Genomic DNA, 25,092 nt, shown 5'->3' with positions numbered 1-25,092 from the left:
GATTATGGAACAATATGGTTTTTATTTTAATTCTGAACGCTGTACAGGCTGCAAAACTTGCGAATTAGCCTGTAAAGATTACAAAGACTTAGGCACGGATGTAAATTTCCGCCGTATTTATGAATATACAGGCGGCAACTGGAACCAACAAGCAGACGGTTGCTGGCATCAAGATGTGTTCGCTTATTATATGTCGATTTCGTGCAACCACTGCGCAGCTCCGGCTTGTACCAAGGTTTGCCCAACAGGTGCAATGCACAAAAACGAAGATGGTTTCGTGATTGTAAATGAAGAAACCTGTATCGGTTGCCGTTATTGCCATATGGCATGCCCTTACGATGCACCGCAATTCGATGCGCAAAAAGGCCATATGACAAAATGTGATGGCTGTTATTCTAGAGTGAAATCCGGTCAAAAACCGATTTGTGTGGATGCTTGCCCATTACGCGCATTAGATTTTGCGCCAATTGATGAACTTCGTGCAAAATATGGCGAACAAGCCGCTATCGCTCCATTGCCACCGGCAGATATCACGCATCCAAATTTAGTGGTGAAACCGAATAAAAATGCCCGCCCAAGTGGCGATACCACTGGGTTCTTAGGCAACCCAAGAGAGGTGTAAGATGAACGCAGGATTACATGAACTTCCATTAGTTTTTTTCACTGTATTGGCGCAAAGTGCGGTCGGTGTGTGGCTTGTTTTTACTTTTGTGCTACTTGGCGAAAAAAATGAGAAAAGCTGCACTTACATCCACAAAGCCATGTTTGTGGTGTTAGCGTGTTTAGGTTTAGGTTTTATCGCCTCAATTATGCACCTTGGTACACCGGCTCGTGCGTTTAATTCATTAAATCGCGTGGGCGAATCCATGATGAGTAACGAAATTGCCGCAGGTGCCATTTTCTTTGCGCTTGCCGGTTTCTATTGGCTAATTGCTATCACAGGTAAAATGCCGTCGGCGCTTGGTAATTTATGGCTAATTTTAACCGCACTTGTGGGCGTGGTATTTATGTATGTGATGAATCAGGTTTATCACATCGCCAGCGTACCAACATGGAACACGCCATTAACATCTTGGGCGTTCTATCTTACTGTTGCATTAGACGGTTTAGCGTTATCTTATGCATTATTAATGCCGAACAAACAACGCGATTATCAAATTAATCTTGTGCCAAGCCTCTTTGCCCTTGCTGTATTATTCGCAGCCGTGGTTGCAGTATATCAAGGCTTTAGCTTGCAAGGCATTCATAGTTCTATCCAAAATGCCGCTGCACTTGTGCCGGGTTACGCTATGATGACAGCTGTTCGTTTATGCTTATTAGCCATTGCTACCTTCCTTTTATTCCGTGCGAAAAATGCAGGATTATTAGCTTGCGCAGTCATTTTAACCTTAGCTGCAGAAGGCATTGGTCGTGTGTTGTTTTATGGATTACATATGACTTATGGAATGGCCATTGCAGGGTAAATTATATGTATGGGCGTATGCGATACGCCCCTACGCTACAACCAATCACTAAATTAATAAATACCAAAGTGCGGTCATTTTTTTCGGAGATTTTATGCAAAACACCTTTCAACAGATTTCCCTTTACGGGCGCTTGCTCGGCGCGGCTTTTTATTATGAACCGAGCGATTCATGTCTTGCCGATATTTTAGATTTTTTTCGGCAATCCACTTGGGCGCAAGAATGGGAAATTGAATGGGATGAAAAAACTCGTGAAAAAACAACCGCACTTATTGCACAAAGCTTAAATCAAGATCTGAACGATCAATACCAACGCCTATTTATCGGCCCAAACGAATTGCTTGCACCGCCTTGGGGTTCTGTTTATTTAGATCCTGAATGTGTGATTTTTGGTAATTCTTTACTGGCATTGCGCGATTTTCTCCGTCATCATCAAATTTCTTTTCAAGCCGAACAAGATGAACCGGAAGATCATATCGGATTAATGCTAATGCTGACCGCTTATCTTGCAGAAAATCGACCGCACTTAGTGGTAGAATTTCTGCGTGAGCACTTCCTGACTTGGGCAAACCATTTTTTAACGCAGCTAGCGAACGCTGAAAATACGCCGTTCTATCAAGGGCTTGCCTTACTCACCGCACAAACCTTGCAGCAGTGGCAAGCTAATTTGCATATTGATGTGCCAAACGTTAGATTCTATCGATAATGAAAAACGAAGCCTATTATCAGGCTTATCTAAGCCACAACCAGATTTCCCGCCGCGGATTATTTCGCAGTTTATTTACCGCGAAAAAAACTGTTGTGTCTGAAAAAAATTTACCACGCCCACCTTTTGCAGCGAAAGAAGATTTATTTTCCGCAGTCTGTAACGGTTGCGGAGAATGTATATTAGCTTGCCCTAACAATTTAATACGCTTAGTACAAAATCAAGCTGTACTTGAAATTGACTATGCCCCCTGTGACTTATGTGGCAAATGCGCAGAAGTCTGTTCTACTCACGCACTTCACTCTCATTTCTCGGCAGATACCCTACTCCGCCCAAACTTTTCTTCCAAGTGCTTAATCAAGCAAAATCAACGTTGCACCGATTGCCAAACCGCTTGCCCACAACAAGCGATTTCCAGCATGTTAGAAATTGATAATGAACGTTGCAACGGATGCGGAGAATGTAAAATTATCTGTTTTGTCGCAGCCATTACATTTAAATAAAAACCTTTATTTTCCACCGTACTTTCCTTCTAACATTTGACACCCCTAGCCCTTACACCTATTATTCCTTCGTTATTTATTAATATTTATGGAATAAAATAATTATGGTGAATAAAACCGCTCAACTTAAACAAGCTCTAGAAAATCGTATTCTCATTTTAGACGGTGCGATGGGGACGATGATCCAAAAATATAAACTCACCGAAGCAGATTTTCGCGGCGAGCGGTTTAAGGAAAGTGCGGTCGATTTACGCGGTAATAATGACTTACTGACATTGACTCAGCCACTGCTAATTTCCGCTATTCATGAGAAATATTTAGCAGCGGGTGCAGATATTATTGAAACCAATACTTTTAGTTCAACTACGATTGCTCAATCGGATTACGACTTGCAATCTATTGCTTATGAACTCAATTTTGTTGGCACAAAATTAGCTCGTTTGGCAGCAGATAAATATAGCACGCCAGAAAAACCTCGCTTTGTCGCGGGCGTTTTAGGTCCAACAAACCGTACAGCCTCCATTTCACCCGATGTAAATGATCCTGGTTTCCGTAATGTGACTTTTATGGAATTAGTGGATGCTTATGCCCAAGCAACAAAAGGCTTAATCGAAGGTGGGGCGGATTTAATTATGATCGAAACCATTTTCGACACGCTTAACGCGAAAGCGGCCGTTTTCGCCATTGAAAGTGTATTCGAAGAATTAGGCGTGGAATTGCCAATCATGATTTCTGGCACCATTACCGATGCTTCAGGGCGTACCCTTTCTGGGCAAACTACTGAGGCTTTCTATAACTCCCTCCGTCATGTAAAACCACTCACTTTCGGTTTGAACTGCGCGTTAGGTCCAAAAGAATTACGCCAATATGTAGAACAGCTTTCAAAAATCAGTGAAACCTATGTTTCTGTGCATCCGAATGCGGGCTTGCCAAATGCTTTTGGTGGTTATGATTTAGGGGCAGAAGAGATGGCCGCTCACTTAAAAGAGTGGGCAGAAAGTGGTTTTGTGAACATTATCGGCGGTTGTTGCGGCACCACACCGGAACACATTAAAGCCTTTGCTGAAGCGGTAGAAAACATCCCACCACGCAAATTACCGCAAATTAAAACCGCAATGCGTTTGTCAGGCTTAGAGCCACTCAATATTGATGATGAAAGCCTATTCGTGAACGTGGGCGAACGAAATAACGTGACGGGTTCCGCGAAATTTAAACGTTTAATCAAAGAAGACAAATTTGCAGAAGCTATTGAAATTGCCATCGACCAAGTAGAAAACGGCGCGCAAGTGATCGATGTGAACATGGACGAAGCCTTGCTCGACGGCAAAAAATGCATGACCCGTTTCCTCAACATTATGGCAACCGAACCCGATGCAGCCAAAGTGCCGGTGATGATCGACTCCTCCAAATGGGAAGTGATTGAGGCAGGTTTGCAATCTGTACAAGGTAAACCAATCGTTAACTCTATTTCTTTAAAAGAGGGCGAGGAAAAATTTATTCATCAGGCTAAATTGGTGCGTAAATACGGTTCGGCCGTTGTGGTAATGGCATTTGATGAAGTGGGGCAGGCTGATACCGAAGAGCGTAAAGTAGAAATTTGTACTCGTGCCTATAACATCTTAGTCAATCAAGTAGGCTTCCCGCCAGAAGACATTATTTTTGACCCGAATATTTTCGCCATTGGCACGGGGATTGAAGAACACAATAACTACGGCGTGGATTTCATCAACGCCACAGGTCGTATTAAACGCTCTTTACCGCATGCGAAAATTTCGGGCGGTGTGTCAAACGTGTCCTTCTCTTTCCGTGGAAATAACGTCATGCGTGAGGCTATTCACGCGGTATTCCTCTATCATGCCATCAAACAAGGCATGGATATGGGGATCGTGAATGCGGGGCAACTTGCCATTTATGACGATCTTGATCCTGAATTGCGTAATATAATCGAAGATGCCGTATTAAACCGTACACCAGATGGCACAGAACGTTTACTGGATATTGCGGAAAAATATCGCAATCAAGGCAACGATGAAAGTGCGGTGGATTCTGTCGCCGAATGGCGTACGTGGCCGGTGGAAGAGCGCTTAAAACACGCCCTCGTGAAAGGCATTACCACGCACATCATCGAAGACACCGAAGAAGCTCGCCAAAAATTACCAACACCGTTAGAGGTCATCGAAGGCCCACTCATGGCAGGCATGGATGTGGTGGGTGATTTGTTTGGCGACAGCAAAATGTTCCTCCCGCAAGTGGTGAAATCCGCACGCGTAATGAAACAATCCGTGGCATATTTAGAGCCGTTTATCAATGCCACCAAACAAAAAGGTTCTAGTAACGGTAAAGTGGTGATTGCCACCGTGAAAGGCGACGTGCATGATATCGGCAAAAATATTGTGAGCGTAGTGTTGCAATGTAATAACTTTGAAGTGATTGACTTGGGCGTAATGGTGCCTGCGGACAAGATCATTCAAACTGCCATTGATGAAAAGGCGGATATTATTGGCTTGAGCGGTTTGATTACCCCGTCCCTTGATGAAATGGAATACTTCCTCGGTGAAATGACGCGTTTAGGTCTGAACTTGCCAGTGTTGATTGGCGGGGCAACTACATCGAAAGAGCATACCGCCATTAAACTGTACCCAAAATATAAACAACATGGCGTGTTCTATACCTCGAACGCCTCCCGTGCGGTAACGGTGTGTGCAACTTTAATGAACCCAGAAGGCCGTGCAGCATTGTGGGAAAAATTCAAGAAAGATTACGAGAAAATTCAGCAATCTTTCTCTAACCGTAAACCACTGCGTAAACAGCTTAGCATTAAAGAAGCACGAGCAAACCGCTTTGATGGCTTTAGCGGCGAATGGGCGGATTATGTGCCACCAACGCCAAAACAAACGGGCATTGTGGAATTTAAAAACGTACCAATTGCCGAACTGCGTAAATTTATCGACTGGTCGCCATTCTTCCATATTTGGGGTTTAATGGGCGGCTATCCAGATGCCTTTGATTATCCAGAAGGCGGTGAAGAAGCACGCAGAGTGTGGAACGATGCACAAGTGGTATTGGATGAATTAGAACAAAACCACAAACTCAACCCAAGCGGTATTTTAGGTATTTTCCCTGCGGAACGTGTGAGCGATGATGTGGTGCTTTTCGCTGATGAAGAACGCACACAACCTATTGGCACTGCTTATGGTTTACGCCAACAAACTGAACGCGGAAAAAACAGTAAAAGCCCATTTAACTTCTGCTTAAGCGACTTTATCGCCGATCGCGAAAGCGGTAAAAAAGACTGGTTCGGCATGTTCGCCGTGTGCGCCGGTATTGAAGAAATGGATTTAGTAGAAGGCTACAAAGCTGCAGGTGACGACTACAACGCCATCTTGCTACAAGCCGTAGGCGACCGCTTAGCGGAAGCCATGGCTGAATACCTGCACTTTGAGCTACGCACCCGCATTTGGGGTTACACGCAAGAAGAATTCGACAACCAAGGGTTAATCAATGAAAACTACGTTGGCATTCGCCCTGCACTGGGCTATCCAAGCTGCCCGGAACACACGGAAAAAGCCTTGATTTGGGATTTATTAGAAGTAGAACAACGCATCGGCATGAAACTCACCGAAAGCTACGCCATGTGGCCGGCAGCTTCCGTCTGCGGCTGGTACTTCACCCACCCAGCAAGTAACTATTTCACTTTAGGTCGCATTAATGAAGACCAGGCTCAAGATTATGCCAACCGTAAAGGTTGGGATGAGAGAGATGATGAAATGGTTGGGTGTGGCGATGAAGTAAAAACTCATCAGAAATTGACCGTACTTGTAGGGTAGGATTTATCCCACCTTTTATTAAATGGACGGCTAATATGAAAAAACTTCCTAATATATACCAGCATCTATTTCCTCTAAGTAACTTTCAAACTATAAAGGAATATTTTGAATATTTTATTTTTAGAAAGAATATTGCTGACTTAGATAAACCCTTGTTTAATTCTAGTAATAGAAAACTCTGGTTAGAGGATTATCCCACACTTGATTGTTTTCCAAAAACTTTAAGCTACATTGATGATCCAAATTCCTTTCCTTTATCAGAAGTAGCTAAGGAATTAGCCAATGTAGAATTGTATTTACCTAAAAATGAAATCCTGTTTCACTCAGGTAACTTACCGAATAAAGTTTCTTTAGCTATAGGACAGGAATTCCAATTAAAGGAAATCTTCTCTGCAACATTAGACCCCTATATTGCAAATGTCCACGATAGTGATGATGATATTTACTGGTATATACAAATCAAAAACGAGAATATTAGATGTTTACCTATTCCAGATGAATATGGAGAGTATGAAGTTATTATCTTAGATTCTCCAATAGCAAAAATAGTTGATATAAAGACTGCTCAAAGAGATAAGATGTGGCTAGGAGATATATATTACAAACCAGAAAACAAAACTATCATTTATGTTAATTTATATTAATAAACATTAGGAGAAATTTATGGGAAATAACATTAAAGCCCAAATTGGCAAAACTAATATTTCTGGTGATGGAAATAATATTAAGCAAATTGGCTACGGAAATCAGAATAATAGTAATAACATTGTATATAATCACTATCATCAAACCAATCAAAATTCATCATCAGATGGAAATGAGCTTATTCTATTTGGAATTTTTATAACTGGATTCATAATATTTATGAATTATATTCTATTTAAGCATGCATATTATATATCAAATATAATTAAGTACATTCATGCAAGCCTAGCATTAATACCTATAGCTTTATATAACATTTATAAAAAAGAAGCATTGTCAAAAAACAATATTTTAAAATCATCACTTATATTAATTATAGGAGCGCTATCATTTATATGTGTAAAAGAATTATTCACGATGAATGAGTTTAAGGCATTAGCTAATCACGCATATAATAAAAACCTTTCAGAATATTGGAATATGCAAAGAGAGTGGAAGATAATATCTATTTATTTCCTTATTGGAACAACATTGGTTACACTATTACTTAGTATAAATATATTTTTCACAATTGTATTCTTTAAATATTCATTAACATTAGAAAGAGTCATAAATCTAACAGGTATAATCATCATTTTTTTACTAGCAATTCTTATTTTCTATTTTATTATTTTTGATAAAGCTATATTGCTTAATCTTATTAATAAAATACCATTAATAAAATAATGTAAAACGACGATGCACATATCCAGCGGTCCTTGATAGCACAAGCGTCCTCGCTTGTGCCTATCAGCTAAAAGTGCAGTCAAAAAATCTAAAAGATTTTGAATATTAATTCTGCCGACGGTTATGTGTGAAATTCGCAATGTTTTATTAAACAGCACCAGCATGGACGCTGGCGCTATCTTTCCTTATTAGCACAATCTGTTGTGCCGAAATTCAATAAAAAAAGACTTGAAAAACTCACCGCACTTTAATCCCCCACGATGGCGCACGCTTCCCAGCGTGTGCCTAGTTTCACTAAAAAACACTTCAAAAACTCACCGCACTTTAATTTCTACGGCACGCGGTAGGAAATGCGCGCCGAAATAAGCGTTAAATACAAAAAGTGCGGTGAAAATTTTCAGCGTTTTGGGATTTATTTCAACAACCAATCCACCACATAAATCACCTCAATCCCATCAATCTCTGTTTGTTCGTAATATTTCCCCGTAATTAAGATCTTTTTGTAGTTATCCTTAATATGTAAGAGATTATCTGTTTCGTGGGTATTTTCAGGGGTTTTAAAGGCGACTTGCACATATAAAATTTCATCGGCTTTTCGGGCGATAAAATCAATTTCTTTGCTGTCGAGTTTACCGACATCTACACTATAACCTCGTCTTAGCAATTCAATAAACACGATATTTTCTAAGCGATTGGCATAATTTGCACCTTTTTTGCCGATAGCGTGCCGTCTTAAACCGTTATCCACAATAAAATATTTCGCATTGGTTTTTAAATAGCCTTTTCCGCGAATATCGTATTGTTTTGCTTTATAGAACAGAAACGCATTTTCTAACAAATCAAGATATTTGCTGATGGTGTGATTTGAAGTGGGGATACGTTCGGACGTGAGAGTGTTGCTAATTTTGCTCGGATTCACCAACTGACTGACATTATCCGCTAAAAAGAGAATCACGCTTTTAAGAATAAGAAAGTAGATTTTCTCTTGAGAGGACGGTATTTTTTCTTGAATAAGCTGTTGGAAGTCTTGAGTGTCAATTGGAAGTTAATTTCCATATTTTATTTTTTTGTGTACATTTGGAATTACATTTCCAGTTTTTATTTCGGTTTTTTAGTCTCATTCCAATCCCTTGCACAATCCCCAATTTCCGCTATCATACGCGCTTTCTTATTTCTCGGAATTTTGTATTTATGAATAAATTAAAGATGGCGTTATTTGTGGGTGTTCTTGTGAGTTTATTTGCTTGTACCACAACACATCAGCCAAAGAAGACGGTTAAATCTCGATTTTTAAAGAATAATATTAGCCAAGCTGAGTTAAATAATTCTGTTAATTACAAGCCATATCATTATCGTTGTAATAATAAAGAAACTGGGGAGATTTCTCATTTGACGACTTATTTCCCTCTGTCGCGTGAAAGCCGTATGAAAGATAACTTCGGGTTTTATTTCCAGTTAGATAATGGCAAGGCGGTGCCTTTTGATCATTCATACACGCTGACACTGAATGCGCGCGGTACAAAATTTGAAGTGGTTTATCGTTCGTATGATCCGATTCAAGGAAGTTATGTGGATTTAATCGCGCGATCTCAAAGTTCAATTTACTACAAGAATCAACAAGGCAAGCAAATTCCTTGGTTGATTTGTAAGGGCGGTTGATTTTTCTCGAAAATAACTTTTACTTTCAGCAAAATGAGAAATTGGAATTAGGTTTCCAATTTCTCTATTCCATAAATCTCTCTTCTTTCTACATCAAATTTCACGCTTATATCAAAGGCTTTTGCAAGATTCTCTGAATTTAGCACCGCTTGTGTTTTGCCAGTTGCAATGATTTTGCCCTTGTCGAGCAAAATCACTTCATCATAGTATTTGTATGCAAGGGATAAATGATGGACCGCTACAACGCAAGTATGCTGTGGCATGAGTGATTTTAATTGTTCCATCATGTCTATTTGGTAATAGGGATCGAGTGGCGCAATTGGCTCATCGGCAAGCAATAGCGGCGCATTTTTGATACAACAACGAGCGAGTTGCACCCGTGCTTTTTCTCCGCCTGATAGTTTCTGAAAGGATTTATTAAGCAAATGTGCAATCGAAAATTTTTGTGAAATCTCCGTGATTTTTGACCGCTCTTTTGCTGATGATAATGGCGAATTTAAGCCGAGAGCAATGACATCATAAACCGATAAATTCCAATGGATATTGGTATCTTGCGCAAGATAAGCGAGTTGCTGGCTTTTTTCCGTTGTACTCATTTTGCTTAACGGGCTGTTTCCAAAATAAATTTCACCTTTTGTAATAGGTAAAATTCCTGCAATCGTTTTGAGCAAAGTTGATTTGCCCGCACCGTTTGCGCCCATAATGCCGATAAGTTTTCCTTTAGGAAGCGTGCAGCTGATGTTATTTAAGCCATAAGGCTGAGAAAGATTTTCGATTCTAATCATTATCTTGCCAACTTGCGTTGCTCCGTAATTAAAATCCAAATTAAGCAAGGTGCGCCAATGATTGCGATGAGCGTGCCAATATAAATATGTGAGAAGATTGGAATATATTGCACGCAAAGATCCGCAATAAGTAGCAATAATGCGCCAAGTAATGCACTGGTGATGTAAAGTTGCGAAGGGCGTTTTTTTAGCAATAGGCGCGCAAAGTGCGGTGCGATTAAGCCAATAAAACCGATAGTACCTGTTTGCGGAATCGTTGCACCAACTAATAATGCCACGCCAAAGGTCGTGACGAAAAAGCTACGTTTAGGATTCACGCCCATTGTGCTAGCGGTTTCTTCACCGAAAGTGAGCAAGTCAATATAGCAGCGTTCACGATATAAACAGAACAATCCCAATAATACGATTGGAAATGAAATGAGTAGCGTATCAAGTTTTGCCCACACAAGAGAACCTTGTAGCCAGCGGTAGAGTTCAGCTAACGCCCACGGGCTTTCAGCGTTCGAAAGTAGCAATGCAACGGCAGCAGAGAGCAACATATTGACGGCTAAACCACTTAAAATCATTGCCGTTGTGCCATGATTTTTAGCGATTAAATAAACCAATAAAAAACTAGATAACGCTCCAGCTACACCGCCAATAAGCAACAGACTTAAGGGTACGGAAAAATAGTAAAGCAAAAAGACACTAGTAGTGGTTGCACCGGCACTACTTCCCAATAATCCGGGACTTGCCAGCGGATTTTGAAATATCCCCTGCATTGCATTACCCGCTAAAGCAAGGCTTGCGCCAGTTAAAATGGCTAATCCGATGCGCGGCAGGCGAATATCAAGCAATACGAGCGAGCGCATATCCGTGAGCACACCATCGGCATTTTTGAGATGAGCAAAATCGCCGAGCTGATGATAAATCGCAAAGCTGCTAATCAACAGCAACGCTAAGAAAAGTGCGGTATTTAATTTTAGTGTTTTGGTCAATGATCAATTTCCTATGTAATCCAAATATCATTTTAACTGTTGGTAAATCTTCTCTGCCCCTTGCCACACACCGTGATCAAAGCAATAAGTATATTTCATTGGAATACGAAAGTGCGGTCGATTTTTAAAAAGATTTTCTAAAAGCGGATGTTTAAGCAATTCCGCTTGCTCGTTATAACTTTGTTGGTCGCTGATTTCAATCAACACGTTGGGTTCAGCTCGTAACACTTTTTCAAGAGAAAAATTTTGTGCCGTAAGTGGTGTTTCTAGCGGGGTTAAGCCTAGCAAGTTAAGTAAAGTGGGATACTGTGGCGTATAAGTTTCTACAATGCCTGTATCTGAAAGGATCAATGTGTCGGTGAGTGATAGATTGAGGCGAGAATCTTGTAATTTAAGTTTTTTAACCAAAGATTCCGCATGCGTTTCGTTACCCGTGAGTTTGCCCAAGTGCAATATTAGCGCAAATAATTCTTCTGCCGTTTGTGGCGTGTCATTAATTGGTTCAATTTTTGCCCCTAGTTTTTTTAAATCTACTACAAGTTGTGGATAAAAGGTTTCATTGATCAGAAACGTTTTATCGAGATAGGGCAATAATGCGGTGAGCTTGGGCTCAAGTGTTGGCTTATCCACATTGAGTTTATCCAACATCATCAAGGGATTTTTAGAAATAAGGAGACTGTGCTGCAATTTGCTCAGGGCGTGCAATTTCCGACAAAAGACGATCGCTACAAAGTGTAAGCGAAACGAATTGCTCCGACGCATACGAAGTCAAGGGCAAGAAAAGTGCGGTTAAAATTAAACGAGTTTTTTGCATATAGATAATGATACGCTACGCCATCAAGAATGTAAAAAGGCGTGCTAAGCACGCCCTTATTAGTGGGTAATAATTAGAACGATCCTTTCAACCCAACGTAAACATTACGTCCGTCTTGACCATATTCGATAGCATTTTCGTATTTTTTATTAAATACGTTGTTCAAGTTCGCATATATGTTTAGATTTGGAATTAATTGATAATTCACACCTAAATTTACCAAAGTGTAAGATGGCATTTTTACGCGTTTTTGTGCGTATGGATGAACGCTTTGGAAATAAGTATCAAAACGTTTGCCAACATAAGAGACATTGATATCTGAACCTAATTTTTCAGTGATTTGATATGCTAATCCTGCATTTGCTGTATTTTTCGGATGTCGAATTAAAGTATCCCCTTCAGCACCTAATCGAGATTCCCCATTTTTGATTTGTGTGTAGGTATAATTTACATAACCAGTCAACGCCTCAGTGATTTTACCTCTATAAGCAACTTCAATGCCTCTTACCTTCGTTTTGCCTTTAACGTTAATCGCACGGGTTACATTTGTTGCTACAGGTTCGCTGCCAATAAAGTTATTCACAATACGAGCAAAATAAGTTACGTCTAAGCTATGATTTTTATTAGTTGTTTCTAATAAGAAACCAACTTCTCCGCCACGGCTTTTTTCAGGTTTTAAATCTGGATTGCCAACCCAAGTAATTGCAGGAAAGTACGAAGACGTTGATGTACCGTAACCGTAAAGTTCTACAAAATTTGGATTATGGACAGCAGTACCAAAACTTGCGTGGGCTTTCACGTTTTCAGATAAACGGTAAGCGCCAGCGATACGGCTAGTAAAAGTGTTTTTGAAATTATCACTATCTGTAAAACGCCCACTTAAAGAAAGACTGTGGTCATCTTCAGTAAATAAACGGTATTCTGTGGCAATGCTTTTTTCAATTAATTTTTGTTCTTTGAATGTTGAAGAAGATTGAGCTTCATAATGTGATTTTTAATATTCACTTAATATACTCACACCTTGTTTTAAATAACCTTCACGATCGAAGTTAATACCAAGTTGGTAATTTGCATTGAGTTTTTTCCAATCACGAGTATACGGGGATGTACTTACATAATCATAATTATTTTTGATATGGCTAACACTAGCTTTATGTTTAAATAGCTCTTGATCATTGCCTACATAACCACTTAATTTAAAAATGGTTTCACGTGTACGGAAAAAGTCTTTATCCGTGGCTTCACTTAATAATAACGTATCATTCTTGGTTGTTTGTGAAGAGTGTGATGCTAAGACTTCCACACCTTTATTATTATCATCATAGCCTAAACGCAATGAACCATTGTCGCGATGGAATCCATCACGCTCAATTGCTCCACCTGTTGGAATTGATGTACCGTCTAAAGCTTTATAATTGAATTTATCTTTACTTAATACAGAAATGCCAGCCGTGCGATGACTATCTCCATGGAGTGCGTAATAGAAGCCCCCTTGGTAGCCTGAAATAGTAGCTGATGCATCACGTGTTCGGTGAGATCCCAATCCTAAATCAAAATCAATGTTAAAAGGTTTTTCTTTATATAGACCGTTTTTGGTTGTGATGTAAACTACACCACCAATCGCATCACTTCCCCATAACGCAGATTGTTCACCACGTAATACTTCAATTCTCTCAATATTACTTAGTGTTAATCCCCCAAAATCAAAACCATCATTTACAGGGTTCATTTTTACACCATCAATCACTACCACCGTATGGTTGGATTCTGCTCCTCGTAAGAATAAACTAGTTACAGCACCACGACCTCCAGTTGCCCCCATTGCCACACCTGGCACAGTCTTCAATACATCACTTACATAAGTCGCATTACGTTCTGCAAAATCTTTTTCTGTTAATACGGTGACTGATGAGGCAGTTTGATCTTGGTTTACTGGCGTTGCGTAAGCCGAATACACATTGATCGGCTCAAGCTCAGTTTTAGTTTCAGCTTGTACAAAAGCCGATGCACTCAATAAAAGTGCGGTAGTAATTAAGTTAGTTTTCATTAAGTTGGTTCCTCTTTTTAAAAAGAGCGCTATTTTGGTACAATAGAAATTTATTCCCTAGTTGAGAATTTTCATTTACTTTACAAATTCTGTTTATTTTGTAAAAAAATTCGTTTTTTGACCGCACTTTTTCGCCTTTATCCGCCTTGCGCTTTCAAGTATAATGCGAACATTTTTAATCACATTAGATCAACGATTATGAGCACAAAATTTAACGTAAAAACATTCCAAGGTATGATTTTAGCCCTGCAAGAATATTGGGCAAACCAAGGCTGCACCATTGTTCAACCTTTTGATATGGAAGTGGGTGCAGGTACTTCTCACCCAATGACCGCATTGCGTGCATTAGGTCCAGAACCAATGGCATTTGCTTATGTGCAACCTTCACGCCGCCCAACGGATGGTCGCTATGGCGAAAATCCAAACCGCTTACAACATTACTACCAATTCCAAGTAGTAATCAAACCTTCTCCAGATAATATTCAAGAACTTTATTTAGGCTCGCTTGAAATGCTCGGCTTCGATCCTACCAAAAACGATATTCGTTTCGTAGAAGATAACTGGGAAAACCCAACCTTAGGTGCTTGGGGCTTGGGCTGGGAAGTATGGTTAAACGGCATGGAAGTGACCCAATTTACCTATTTCCAACAAGTGGGCGGCTTAGAATGTAAACCTGTCACGGGCGAGGTGACTTACGGTTTAGAGCGTTTGGCAATGTACATTCAAGGTGTGGATAGCGTGTACGACTTAGTTTGGTCTGACGGCCCATTAGGCAAAACCACTTATGGCGATGTTTTCCATCAAAATGAAGTTGAGCAATCAACCTATAACTTTGAACACGCAAACACAGATTTCTTATTTTACTGCTTCGATCAATACGAAAAAGAAGCACAAGAGTTATTAGCCTTAGAAAAACCGTTACCATTGCCAGCTTATGAACGTATTTTGAAAGCGGCACACAGCTTTAACTTGTTAGATGCACGTAAAGCAATTTCAGTGACAGAACGCCAACGCTATATTTTACGTATTCGTGCCTTAACTAAAGGCGTGGCGGAAGCCTATTATGCAAGTCGTGAAGCCTTAGGTTTCCCAGGTTGTAAAAAATAACGCTTAAACAAATTCACAAAAGTGCGGTGAAATTTGACCGCACTTTAGGAGAGCAAAATGAGCAAACCCATTCTTTTTTATGCAGAAACATGCCCAGATACCGCACCATTTGTCGCGGAGTTGGATCGCTTAGGCGTGGCTTACGATGAAGTAGAAATTATAACTTCATTACCTAATCTCAAACAATTCATTCGTTTACGCGATAGTAATGCAGAATTTGATAACTCGAAAGCAAATGGCTATTTAGGCATTCCTGTGTTGTTATTACCAAATGGCGATGTTGTTTTAGATGAATCCAAATTAAAAGAGATTTTCTAAAGTGATGAAAAAAACGTTAGCTCTTGCAACTTCTACCATGATTTTGACCGCTTGTAGCAATGCTCAACCGCAAGCTGAAATGCCAACTGTGGGCGGAACCGATGCTCACAGTTGCTTACCAAGTGCGGGGCAGTCTTATTCTTATTTGAGAAAAGCCTGTGTACAAGTGTTTGATGTAGCGGATATTAAGCTAGACGACCCAGCCAATAAAACCCAAGCGGTTTACGGTATTCTTTCGGGAGATAAACAACAGGTTGAAGTGTTTGCGTCTGATTTGCCAGAAAATACGGTTTTAGATGTGGTAAAAGGCGGCTATATCTCAAAAGATGGTAAAGTACGTTTAATGAAAACCAAGAAAAGTTGGAAAATTCGTAAGTAATGAAGAAAGTCAGTTTTTTACAATTTTTATTTAAAATTGGCGATGACTATTTAATGTTTTTGCGAAATTTAACACCCGCTGTGTTGTTTTTATCACTGGCGTTATTTATGTATTCTGAGCTGAATTGGACACATTGGGCGTGGAGTAATGTGCTAGTGCTGTTTTTAAGTTTGGCTTCAGGATTTATTGCACTCAGCGTCATGGCAATAAATACTGTCGCTTTTGTACGCGAGATGCTGAAAACCTTAAGAACACTAAGCGGAGAGAGCGAACTTGATGAAAATATTGGTACGCTCGCATTATTTAAAATGCTCTGGGTGGAGAGCAACAGTAAACAACTAATCTTTTTTGCGGTAGTCAATATTGTTGCAGTATTTATGGTGTTAGCTTACGGCACCAAATATGCCTTGAATTTTTATAGCTCAATTTCAACATTAAATGATTAGGTCTCGAATATGAAAAAAATAACCCTAAAATTCACCGCACTTTTGCTCGGCTCAGCTTTAGCAACTAGCGTGTTGGCAACAGAAAATGGTCAAACTTCCTCAAGTTTTGATTATGAATTAGAGAAAGTATTGATTTTCAGCCGACACGGATTGCGTTCACCAGTGGAAAAAGATCCGCAAGAAATGGCGAAATACTCCCCTTATGAATGGGCAAAATGGAATGTGCCATCTGGCTACCTCACTGCCAAAGGGACGGTGCTAGAAACCTATTTCGGACAGTATTTAGGTCAATGGCTTGCAGATAAAGGGTTATTAACAACAGAACGTTGTGCATCGGGCGAAGGCATTTTTGCTTATGCAAATGGTGTGCAACGCACCATTGCAACAGGGCAAGCGATTGTTTCTGGCGCATTTGCGGGCTGTAATGTTCAATTGCAACATCATGGTAAAATTGGTTCAGAAAAAGATCCGATTTTTAATACACAGGCGAACAACCCAAGTAAAGCCTTGATTGAATCTGCAAAAAATAACGTTGATTTAACCGCTTTATAGCAAAAATTAGCACCGAATTATGCGTTATTAAGTGAAATTATCGATTATAAAAATTCACCAAACTGCTTACAAAAAGGCGAATGTGATTTAGGTGGAAAAGTCGGTGAATACAGTATTAAAGACGCTAAGTCGGTAAAAATTACGGGTTCTATCAGCACCGGAAAGAAAATTGTCAGTGCGTTATTGCTCGCACATTATGTGGGTAAGCCTGATTCAGAAATCGCAAACGGTCGTGTGAATAGCCAAGACAAATGGCGTGCAATTAATGAAATTAAAAACGAATATTACCGCACGTTATTTAAAAACAACGAAACGTTAGCACAAAATGCATCATATCCGTTATTGGCATTTATTCAGCAACAGCTAAATAGTGAAAACAAAATTAACTTATTGGTTGGACACGATTCTAATATCGTCGCTCTGCTTGCGGCACTAGGTGTTGAGCCTTATGAATTGAATGATTCATTAGAAAATATCCCAATCGGAGGCAAGTTACTATTTGAAGTGTGGAAACATAAACCAAGTAGCAAACTCAAATTTAAGTTAGATTATGTATATCAAACCACCGACCAGCTGATTAACATCACGCCATTAAGTTTAGCTACACCACCAAACCAAACAGCATTAACTCTCAAAGGCTGTAAAAAAGATGAAAATGGTTTTTGTGATTACGAGCGTTTTCAACAGGTGTTGAGTGAGAGTATTAAGAACGGTAAGAAGTAAAATTGGATAAAATAGTCTATAAGTGACTGATTTATATCTTCTTCTAAAAGAGGATTTTTATGAAAAAATTAATATTAATATCAAGTATTATATTAGCAGGGGGATGTGCAACACCGTTTCCTTTATCTCAATATGCTAGTGATAAAGAGGATATTCAAGCAAAAGAGTTTCAAGTACCATCCAATAATACTGCTAATCTTTATGTTTACAGAGATAAATCAGTAGGACCTTTCTATGGTGCAAAAATTTTTATTGATAATAAAGAAATCGCAACAACCCATGGCAAAACTTATTTTGTAGTAAATGTTTCTCCTGGTGAGCATTTTATAGAATCGTATACTGAAGAAAAAAGTATAAAGAAAAATTTTAGTGTTTTACCTAATAGTAACAACTACATAAAAATAGATCCTAATGTTGATGGATTTGGCGTTACTATGAATATAATCATATCAGATGAAAAAACAGGTAAAAGCGGCGTTCTCCAGAGTAAATTAATTGAAATAATTAAATAATTGTAAAGAGATAAACAATGACAACCCAAAACTTCCTAGTAGAAATCGGCACAGAAGAGCTACCACCTAAAGCTCTCAAAACATTAGCGACCTCTTTTGCGAATAACGTTGAAGCGGAATTAAACCAAGCGGGTTTAACCTTCGATAAAATCGAATGGTTTGCGGCGCCACGTCGTTTGGCGTTGAAAGTGTTGAACTTAGCCACACAACAGCCAAGCAAAGAAATTGAAAAACGCGGGCCCGCAGTGTCAGCTGCCTTTGATGCAGAAGGTAACCCAACAAAAGCGGCAGAAGGCTGGGCGCGTGGTTGTGGCATTACCGTTGACCAAGCAGAACGCATTGCGACCGATAAAGGTGAATGGCTTGTTCATCGTGCAAAAATTGAAGGTCAGCCGACCAAAAACTTGCTGAACGATATTGTGGTAAATGCGTTGGCGAAATTGCCAATTCCCAAACCAATGCGTTGGGCTGATAAAACCGTGCAGTTTATTCGCCCGGTTCACACGGTAACTATGTTATTGGGTGATGAGTTAATCGAAGGCGAAATTTTAGGAGTGGCAAGTGCGCGCACTATTCGCGGACACCGTTTCTTAGGCGAGAAAGAATTTGAAATTCAACATGCAGACCAATATCCACAATTATTGCGTGAAAAAGGTTCTGTGGTGGCAGATTTCAATGAGCGTAAAGCCGAAATTTTGGCAAAATCTCAAGCAAAAGCGACCGCACTTGGCGGCGTGGCTGATATTGAAGAAAGCCTGCTTGAAGAAGTAACTTCGTTGGTGGAATATCCAAACGTATTAGCGGCAAAATTCGAAGAACGTTTCTTGGCCGTGCCTGCGGAAGCTTTGGTTTATACCATGAAAGGCGACCAAAAATATTTCCCGATTTATAATAAAGACGGCAATTTATTACCGCACTTTATTTTTGTCTCGAACATCAACCCTGAAGATCCAACCGTGATTATCGACGGGAACGAAAAAGTGGTTCGCCCACGTTTAACCGATGCGGAATTCTTCTTTAAAACTGACTTAAAACAAAAACTGGTTGATCGTTTACCACGCTTAGAAACCGTGTTATTCCAACAACAACTGGGTACATTGAAAGACAAAACAGACCGCATTGAACAACTGGCAGGCGAAATTGCAAAACAAATCGGTGCAGACGAAGCAAAAGCAAAACGTGCGGGCTTACTATCAAAATGTGATTTAATGACCAATATGGTGTTTGAATTTACTGATACGCAAGGCGTAATGGGGATGCACTATGCTCGTCATGATGGTGAAGATGAAGAAGTCGCAGTGGCATTAAATGAACAATATATGCCTCGCTTTGCGGGTGATGAATTACCTAAATCTTTGGTGGCAAGTGCGGTCGCTTTAGCGGATAAATTTGACACTTTAACAGGTATCTTCGGCATCGGCCAAGCACCAAAAGGTAGTGCAGATCCATTTGCATTGCGTCGTGCGGCATTAGGTGCGTTACGTATTATCGTAGAGAAAAATTTACCACTAGATTTAGAAGATTTAGTGAAAAAATCAGCCGCACTTTTCGGTGATAAACTCACGAATCAAAACGTGGTTTCTGATGTGGTGGACTTCATGCTCGGTCGTTTCCGTGCGTGGTATCAAGATGAAGGCATTGCGGTAGATGTAATTCAAGCGGTATTGGCTCGTCGTCCAACTCGCCCTGCTGATTTTGATGCGCGCGTGCGTGCGGTATCACACTTCCGTACTTTAGATTCAGCAGAATCGTTAGCAGCTGCAAACAAACGTGTAAGTAATATCTTAGCCAAAGCGGATGCTGCAATTGGCGAGATCAATTTGACCGCTTGCGTAGAGCCAGCAGAAAAAGCCCTTGCTGAAGCTGTACTTGTATTACGCACTGAAGTTCAACCGCTTATCGCTCAAGGTGATTATACGGCGGTATTAGATAAATTAGCGAACTTACGCGCTCCAGTAGATAGCTTCTTTGATAACGTGATGGTAAATTCTGAAGATCCAGCATTACGCCAAAATCGCTTAGCGATTTTAAATACGTTGCAAGGCTTGTTCTTACAAGTGGCGGATATTTCTGTTTTACAATAATGATTTAATGCCCAGAAATGGGCTTTTAAATTTATATTCTAATCATCTAATCAAAAAAGGAAATTATGAACAAACAAACAAACAAACAAACAAAAGGGTACGTCATTAATTTGAATCGTTCTCCTGAACGATTAAGAAAGTTTTTTTCTCAAACTTCAGCAAATTTATTTACGCGTATGCCCGCTGTTGATAAGAAGTTACTTGAACTATTTGATTTAGAAATTTTTTTTAATACTTCACTGTGTGAAAGTTTAATGGGACGGAAGGTAACTTCAGGTGAAATTGCTTGTACCCTTTCCCATATTGCGTGCTGGAAAGCAATTGCAAATGACGATACCTTACTAGATCGAGATTTTGCTATTATTGCCGAAGATGATGTGCTCTTAAAAAATGACTTACAATCGTCACTTCAAGACGTGATTGATACTTTTGAAAACGGATATTTCTTAAATCAAGAAAATGTAGATTTAATTATTTTACAAAGTTTAGCCTTTGATTGGTTTAATTTAGATGAAAATTTCTGTCCTATGTATTATGAATACGATAACTCTGGTTCGAGTTTATATTTAATTCGAAAATCACTTGCCATTGAATTAACGGAAAAATTAAAAAAAGAAAAGCCGTATTGGTTAGCTGATTGGTTTACTGATTTTTGCGATAAAGAAAGAGTAAGAGGCGTTAAGCCTCATTTAGGTTATATCGTAGGAGGCTTTGATGCACCTTCTGATCTAGAGTCTGATCGTCAAAGAGCAAGGTGTAATACGTAATAATTTGAATACTTTCCATAATTAAATATTGAGTGACATTTAGAGCGCTTCTTTTAATAGTGATAAAAATGGATGATTGATTTTTCATCAATCATCCCTTCTTTTATAGACTTCAAGTGATTATTTCTCTATAATCACCGCACTTTCCCCCCTTAGCTCAGTCGGTTAGAGCAGGCGACTCATAATCGCTTGGTCGCTGGTTCAAGTCCGGCAGGGGGGACCATTCGACTTGTCAAATAACTCTTTTCTGTCAAAAAACATCATAAAAACAGCATTTTAAAATCAACCTTATTGTTGTTTTCGTCTTTTATTGTTTGTCATTGTTCGTTTTTATTGTTTCCTTAAATGTTCCCTCTTTATGAAGGAACAAACACGAGGGAACAGAAGAACGGTAAATTTTTATTGGACTGTACTAGATAGCTAGACCAAATTCCCCTTAACGAATTGTTTTAAAATTGAAATTTGAGATTTTATTTCACTGCTGTTAAAACGCCATTCACATTCCTTTAAATATAGCTCAAAATGCTCTTTAGGAATGCAATTAAATTTGCGTAAATGGCGTTTTGCTTGATTCCAAAAATTCTCAATTCCGTTTATGTAGTTATGATTTTTAGCAAAAAGCGTGCTGTGATTGATGCGAAAATGGCTAAATTCACTGACATCAAGTGCATCATAACGACGAAAGGTATCCGTGTACACAATGCTATCAGGCTTAACTTTCTCTCGGATAATTGGCAATAATGTCGTTGATTATGTATTAGGGACAACGACGGTATAAACCTTGCCATTTCGTTTGATAAGCCCGAATACCGCGACTTTTCCGACAGCGCCACGACTACGTTTACTTTTCTGGGTACCGCCGAAATAGCTTTCATCGGCTTCAATCTCACCTTCAGACATTTCCAAATGTGGGCTTGTTTGATAGATGAGTAAGCGTAATTGATGAAAGTAATAAGCGACTTTTTCTCATTGCTTTATTCTAACTTAAATGGGATTTTTAGTCGTAGCCCCTTATTTATTTTACAATAAGTTATCTTCATTTTTATAGACTAGTACACTTGCTAATCTACGTCAGTCCCTTATTTAGCAATGAAAATTATCATTACACCAGAAGTTCAGAAAAACTATAAATATAAGCGAAATGATGAAATATTCAGAATGCTTGATAAAAATAAAGATATAAACAAAAAATTTATGGATACAGTTCAACAAATCTATGACAAATTATTTTAAACTGGAGTATTGAGGATGTTAGCATTTATCACGTTACTGATTGGATATTTTATCGATCCTAGTTATTCTACATTCCTATGGTCATTAATGATTGGTATGGTTTTAACAAGTGTCTTTCAAGACTATTTTGGTCAAATCATTAAGGATATAGCAGGTGTTTATATTCTTACACCTGTGATTTATTCTCTTGTTTTACCAAATGGATTTTTCTTTTTTATCGGAGCTGGGACTGTCACTATTATTGCTATCTTCTTAGTTAAACTGTTAATTGATTGTATTTTTGGAATAATAGTGATTACCTTTTTAATAAGGGATAATTAAACATCATTCGAATGGTAGGTTTTCCTACCATTTTTATTATATCTAAAGCATCTATAGAAACAACCGCACTGTTATCATCTCTGCAAACCTATTTGTTTAGATTACCAATATAGAAAAACTATAATTTTCAATGTGATAGATCCCCCCTATTAATTCAGTAATTTAATACAAAATAACGAGGATATTCTGATAGAATAGCCACTCAAAACGGAGCGATAGGATGTTCGCTTTTCACTTCATCAACAAGGGGGCGTTATGGTTGCTGTTCGTGGTTCTCATTTGTTAAATCCGCAGGATTTTGTGATTGAACAATGGTGCGCTGGCTTAAAACTGGCAGAACAAACAGAAAAAAGTTTGATCGAGGCGTGGTATTATGCACGTGACTTAATGAGCACTCATCCCGATGAAATGAAGAATGCTACCTTGATGCTCCAGTCTGGCGTGGAAATGGTAGAAATTTTGCACGAACTTAATATGGATGCGGAAACATTGCTTACTGCAATGTTGTTTCCTATCGTTGCAAATAAATTAACAGACTGGGAAAGTTTAAAAGAAAAGTTTGGTGCGAAAATCACTAAATTGCTCAAAGGCGTGTTGGAAATGGATAACATCCGCCAACTCAATGCCAGCCATTCCGCTAACGCATTACAAGTGGATAATGTTCGCCGTATGTTGTTAGCGATGGTGGACGATTTCCGCTGCGTAATCATTAAACTTGCCGAACGTATTACTTTCTTGCGTGATGCGGAGCATCGTTGCGCAGAGGAAGACAAGGTCCTTGCCGCCAAAGAATGTTCTTATATTTATGCCCCTCTTGCCAACCGTCTTGGGATTGGTCAGTTGAAATGGGAGTTAGAAGATTACTGCTTCCGTTATCTCCACCCTAAACAATATCGCGCTATTGCTAAATTATTGCAGGAACGTCGTCTTGATCGTGAACATTACATTGCTGATTTCGTCAGTGAGTTGAGCGGTTATTTACGTGAAAATATTGAGCACGTGGAAGTTTATGGTCGTCCGAAACATATTTACAGCATTTGGCGAAAAATGCAGAAAAAGCATCTTGAGTTTAGCGGTTTATATGATGTAAGAGCGGTCAGAATTATCGTGCAAAAATTGCAAGATTGCTATACCGCACTTGGGATTGTTCATACTCAATTTAAACACTTACCCAAAGAATTTGACGATTATGTTGCGAACCCGAAACCGAACGGTTATCAATCTATTCATACTGTTGTTTTAGGTAAAGGAGGAAAGCCAATTGAAGTGCAAATTCGAACCCAACAAATGCATGATGATGCAGAGTTAGGTGTAGCGGCTCACTGGAAATACAAGGAAGGCAATACGGGCAGCATGTCTGCTTACGAAGAAAAAATTGCATGGTTGCGTAAATTGCTAGCTTGGCAAGATGATATTACGGATTCTGGCGAAGTGATGGCAGAATTGCGTAGCCAAGTGTTTGATGACCGCGTGTATGTGTTTACGCCAAAAGGCGAAGTAGTGGATTTGCCAACGGGATCTACACCATTAGATTTTGCTTATGCAATTCATAGTGAAATTGGTCATCGCTGCATCGGGGCAAAAGTAGCGGGACGTATTGTGCCATTTACCTATCAGCTACAAATGGGTGATCAAATCGATATTATTACCCAGAAAAATTCGAACCCTAGCCGTGATTGGCTAAATCCAAATTTGGGATTTACTCAAACTGCAAAATCTCGAGCCAAAATTCAAGCGTGGTTTAAAAAACAAGATCGCGATAAAAATATTCCAGCGGGTAAAGAATTACTCGATAATGAACTCGCGCGTTTAAATTTAAGTATTAAGCAAGTGGAACCTTATGCGTTACCACGCTATAACTTGAAAAATTTGGACGATCTTTATGCGGGTATTGGCAGTGGCGATATTCGTTTAAATAACCTAATTAACTTCTTGCAAAGTAAATTGATTAAAGTGACCGCTGAAGAGGCGGATCAGGAAATTCTGCGTCACGTTGCTAACAAAAGTGCGGTCAATTCTCAGCAGAAATCTGAAAAGAACAATGGCTATGTGATTGTGGAAGGTGTGGGCAATCTTATGCATCATATTGCACGTTGCTGCCAACCTATTCCTGGCGATGCGATTGTTGGTTATATCACAATGGGGCGTGGTATTTCTATTCACCGAGCGGATTGTGAACAGTTCTTAGATTTGCAAGCTGCTCACCCAGAGCGAGTGGTGGAGTCTATTTGGGGAGAAAATTACGCAAGTGGTTTTCATATTAATATCCGTATTGTGGCAGGCGATCGCAATGGCTTACTACGTGATATTACGACCGTTCTGGCAAATGAAAAAATTAGCGTATTAGGGGTGTCAAGCCGTGCTGATACCAAAAAACAGCTTGCTACGATTGATATGGAAATTGAACTCCATAATGTTGAAAGTTTGAGTAAAATATTGGCTCGATTAGCAAAATTAGATGATGTTATCGAGGCGAAGCGTTTATAAAAATAGGAAAA

General features: G+C 39.3%; 19 protein-coding genes, 1 tRNA gene and 5 pseudogenes. 19 read left to right on the top strand and 6 right to left on the bottom strand.

All coding sequences use genetic code 11. From position 1 onward, the window contains the following. The first annotated feature begins 4 nt into the window (after positions 1 to 4). The 7 genes and pseudogenes from AC6H0A_RS06675 (at position 5) to AC6H0A_RS06645 (ending at position 7,870) form a co-directional block, all read left to right on the top strand. Positions 5 to 622: a DMSO/selenate family reductase complex B subunit gene (locus AC6H0A_RS06675; protein ID WP_218832288.1), complete on the top strand. Its 618-nt coding sequence runs from the start codon at positions 5 to 7 to the stop codon at positions 620 to 622. Position 623: 1 nt separating this feature from the next. Further along, on the top strand, positions 624 to 1,463 hold the full coding sequence (locus tag AC6H0A_RS06670) for a dimethyl sulfoxide reductase anchor subunit family protein (protein WP_179230827.1): 840 nt from the start codon (positions 624 to 626) through the stop codon (positions 1,461 to 1,463). 94 nt (positions 1,464 to 1,557) lie between these two features. Continuing rightward, entirely contained in the window at positions 1,558 to 2,169 is a 612-nt protein-coding gene (gene dmsD, locus AC6H0A_RS06665; protein WP_179230826.1) for a Tat proofreading chaperone DmsD, read from the top strand. Then, positions 2,169 to 2,672, top strand: a complete 504-nt coding sequence (gene napF, locus AC6H0A_RS06660) for a ferredoxin-type protein NapF (RefSeq protein WP_005643099.1) — start codon at positions 2,169 to 2,171, stop codon at positions 2,670 to 2,672. The genes dmsD and napF overlap by 1 nt, the downstream gene beginning before the upstream one ends. A gap of 104 nt (positions 2,673 to 2,776) precedes the next feature. Then, positions 2,777 to 6,464 (top strand): annotated as a pseudogene (gene metH / locus AC6H0A_RS06655) (methionine synthase). 70 nt (positions 6,465 to 6,534) lie between these two features. Next, a complete protein-coding gene (locus AC6H0A_RS06650) occupies positions 6,535 to 7,143 on the top strand; it encodes a hypothetical protein (RefSeq protein WP_044233264.1) in 609 nt (202 codons plus the stop codon). A 19-nt stretch (positions 7,144 to 7,162) separates the two neighbouring features. Further along, positions 7,163 to 7,870 (top strand): hypothetical protein, encoded by a 708-nt coding sequence (locus AC6H0A_RS06645; RefSeq protein ID WP_070047074.1) that lies wholly within the window; start codon positions 7,163 to 7,165, stop codon positions 7,868 to 7,870. A 412-nt stretch (positions 7,871 to 8,282) separates the two neighbouring features. Here the strand turns inward: AC6H0A_RS06645 and AC6H0A_RS06640 are convergent, their stop codons facing one another. Further along, entirely contained in the window at positions 8,283 to 8,909 is a 627-nt protein-coding gene (locus AC6H0A_RS06640; RefSeq protein WP_497512657.1) for an ATP-binding protein, read from the bottom strand. A gap of 152 nt (positions 8,910 to 9,061) precedes the next feature. On the opposite strand from AC6H0A_RS06640, the gene AC6H0A_RS06635 reads away from it, so the two are divergent. Further along, positions 9,062 to 9,529, top strand: a complete 468-nt coding sequence (locus tag AC6H0A_RS06635) for a hypothetical protein (protein ID WP_044233260.1) — start codon at positions 9,062 to 9,064, stop codon at positions 9,527 to 9,529. Between the two features lie 47 nt (positions 9,530 to 9,576). On the opposite strand, the gene AC6H0A_RS06630 is transcribed toward AC6H0A_RS06635, so the two are convergent. The 4 genes and pseudogenes from AC6H0A_RS06630 to AC6H0A_RS06615 all read right to left on the bottom strand — a co-directional run bounded on the left by AC6H0A_RS06630 (position 9,577) and on the right by AC6H0A_RS06615 (position 14,152). Next, positions 9,577 to 10,314, bottom strand: a complete 738-nt coding sequence (locus AC6H0A_RS06630; protein WP_179230824.1) for an ABC transporter ATP-binding protein — start codon at positions 10,312 to 10,314, stop codon at positions 9,577 to 9,579. Further along, positions 10,314 to 11,291 (bottom strand): FecCD family ABC transporter permease, encoded by a 978-nt coding sequence (locus tag AC6H0A_RS06625; protein ID WP_005643087.1) that lies wholly within the window; start codon positions 11,289 to 11,291, stop codon positions 10,314 to 10,316. The genes AC6H0A_RS06630 and AC6H0A_RS06625 overlap by 1 nt, the downstream gene beginning before the upstream one ends. Before the next feature lie 27 nt (positions 11,292 to 11,318). Further along, a pseudogene (locus tag AC6H0A_RS06620) lies at positions 11,319 to 12,105 on the bottom strand (substrate-binding domain-containing protein). A 73-nt stretch (positions 12,106 to 12,178) separates the two neighbouring features. Beyond that, a pseudogene (locus AC6H0A_RS06615) lies at positions 12,179 to 14,152 on the bottom strand (TonB-dependent receptor plug domain-containing protein). Positions 14,153 to 14,350: 198 nt separating this feature from the next. Here AC6H0A_RS06615 and glyQ point away from each other — a divergent pair. The 9 genes and pseudogenes from glyQ to AC6H0A_RS06570 all read left to right on the top strand — a co-directional run bounded on the left by glyQ (position 14,351) and on the right by AC6H0A_RS06570 (position 21,263). Continuing rightward, positions 14,351 to 15,259 (top strand): glycine--tRNA ligase subunit alpha, encoded by a 909-nt coding sequence (glyQ, locus tag AC6H0A_RS06610; RefSeq protein WP_005628151.1) that lies wholly within the window; start codon positions 14,351 to 14,353, stop codon positions 15,257 to 15,259. 57 nt (positions 15,260 to 15,316) lie between these two features. After that, positions 15,317 to 15,577, top strand: a complete 261-nt coding sequence (locus AC6H0A_RS06605; protein WP_005643074.1) for a hypothetical protein — start codon at positions 15,317 to 15,319, stop codon at positions 15,575 to 15,577. Between the two features lies 1 nt (position 15,578). After that, the gene (locus tag AC6H0A_RS06600; RefSeq protein WP_080567436.1) at positions 15,579 to 15,956 is read left to right on the top strand and encodes a hypothetical protein; all 378 of its coding nucleotides are present in this window, start codon (positions 15,579 to 15,581) and stop codon (positions 15,954 to 15,956) included. Further along, positions 15,956 to 16,402, top strand: coding sequence for a hypothetical protein (locus AC6H0A_RS06595; protein ID WP_005643070.1), 447 nt, complete (start codon positions 15,956 to 15,958; stop codon positions 16,400 to 16,402). Before AC6H0A_RS06600 ends, AC6H0A_RS06595 begins: the two co-directional genes overlap by 1 nt. Positions 16,403 to 16,411: 9 nt before the next feature. Beyond that, a pseudogene (locus tag AC6H0A_RS06590) lies at positions 16,412 to 17,677 on the top strand (histidine-type phosphatase). A gap of 59 nt (positions 17,678 to 17,736) precedes the next feature. Further along, positions 17,737 to 18,189, top strand: a complete 453-nt coding sequence (locus AC6H0A_RS06585; RefSeq protein WP_005643064.1) for a DUF2846 domain-containing protein — start codon at positions 17,737 to 17,739, stop codon at positions 18,187 to 18,189. 17 nt (positions 18,190 to 18,206) lie between these two features. Next, the gene (gene glyS, locus AC6H0A_RS06580) at positions 18,207 to 20,273 is read left to right on the top strand and encodes a glycine--tRNA ligase subunit beta (RefSeq protein WP_005643062.1); all 2,067 of its coding nucleotides are present in this window, start codon (positions 18,207 to 18,209) and stop codon (positions 20,271 to 20,273) included. Between the two features lie 65 nt (positions 20,274 to 20,338). Further along, positions 20,339 to 21,040: a glycosyltransferase family 25 protein gene (locus tag AC6H0A_RS06575; RefSeq protein WP_005643060.1), complete on the top strand. Its 702-nt coding sequence runs from the start codon at positions 20,339 to 20,341 to the stop codon at positions 21,038 to 21,040. A 146-nt stretch (positions 21,041 to 21,186) separates the two neighbouring features. Next, positions 21,187 to 21,263 (top strand) — tRNA-Ile (locus AC6H0A_RS06570). A gap of 197 nt (positions 21,264 to 21,460) precedes the next feature. Here the strand turns inward: AC6H0A_RS06570 and AC6H0A_RS06565 are convergent. Continuing rightward, positions 21,461 to 21,997 (bottom strand): annotated as a pseudogene (locus AC6H0A_RS06565) (IS1595 family transposase); the annotation flags it as partial. A 291-nt stretch (positions 21,998 to 22,288) separates the two neighbouring features. Between AC6H0A_RS06565 and AC6H0A_RS06560 the strand changes: the two are divergent. Together AC6H0A_RS06560 and relA are read left to right on the top strand one after the other, a co-directional pair. Beyond that, a complete protein-coding gene (locus tag AC6H0A_RS06560) occupies positions 22,289 to 22,594 on the top strand; it encodes a hypothetical protein (protein ID WP_044233257.1) in 306 nt (101 codons plus the stop codon). 255 nt (positions 22,595 to 22,849) lie between these two features. Continuing rightward, entirely contained in the window at positions 22,850 to 25,081 is a 2,232-nt protein-coding gene (gene relA, locus AC6H0A_RS06555; protein ID WP_005643056.1) for a GTP diphosphokinase, read from the top strand. Positions 25,082 to 25,092: the final 11 nt, after the last annotated feature.

The sequence above is a fragment of the Haemophilus sp. THUN1692 genome, from assembly GCF_059704395.1.
Note: the sequence above shows the minus strand (reverse complement) of the source record. Positions and strands in the feature narration are given on the sequence as shown.

Coding starts and splice junctions, on each gene's coding strand:
- relA (WP_005643056.1), top strand. CDS start 22,850: ATGGTTGCTGTTCGTGGTTCTCATTTGTTAAATCCGCAGGATTTTGTG.
- AC6H0A_RS06585 (WP_005643064.1), top strand. CDS start 17,737: ATGAAAAAATTAATATTAATATCAAGTATTATATTAGCAGGGGGATGT.
- dmsD (WP_179230826.1), top strand. CDS start 1,558: ATGCAAAACACCTTTCAACAGATTTCCCTTTACGGGCGCTTGCTCGGC.
- AC6H0A_RS06675 (WP_218832288.1), top strand. CDS start 5: ATGGAACAATATGGTTTTTATTTTAATTCTGAACGCTGTACAGGCTGC.
- AC6H0A_RS06605 (WP_005643074.1), top strand. CDS start 15,317: ATGAGCAAACCCATTCTTTTTTATGCAGAAACATGCCCAGATACCGCA.
- AC6H0A_RS06560 (WP_044233257.1), top strand. CDS start 22,289: ATGTTAGCATTTATCACGTTACTGATTGGATATTTTATCGATCCTAGT.
- glyS (WP_005643062.1), top strand. CDS start 18,207: ATGACAACCCAAAACTTCCTAGTAGAAATCGGCACAGAAGAGCTACCA.
- AC6H0A_RS06635 (WP_044233260.1), top strand. CDS start 9,062: ATGAATAAATTAAAGATGGCGTTATTTGTGGGTGTTCTTGTGAGTTTA.
- AC6H0A_RS06670 (WP_179230827.1), top strand. CDS start 624: ATGAACGCAGGATTACATGAACTTCCATTAGTTTTTTTCACTGTATTG.
- napF (WP_005643099.1), top strand. CDS start 2,169: ATGAAAAACGAAGCCTATTATCAGGCTTATCTAAGCCACAACCAGATT.
- AC6H0A_RS06650 (WP_044233264.1), top strand. CDS start 6,535: ATGAAAAAACTTCCTAATATATACCAGCATCTATTTCCTCTAAGTAAC.
- AC6H0A_RS06575 (WP_005643060.1), top strand. CDS start 20,339: ATGAACAAACAAACAAACAAACAAACAAAAGGGTACGTCATTAATTTG.
- AC6H0A_RS06630 (WP_179230824.1), bottom strand. CDS start 10,314: ATGATTAGAATCGAAAATCTTTCTCAGCCTTATGGCTTAAATAACATC.
- AC6H0A_RS06645 (WP_070047074.1), top strand. CDS start 7,163: ATGGGAAATAACATTAAAGCCCAAATTGGCAAAACTAATATTTCTGGT.
- AC6H0A_RS06595 (WP_005643070.1), top strand. CDS start 15,956: ATGAAGAAAGTCAGTTTTTTACAATTTTTATTTAAAATTGGCGATGAC.
- glyQ (WP_005628151.1), top strand. CDS start 14,351: ATGAGCACAAAATTTAACGTAAAAACATTCCAAGGTATGATTTTAGCC.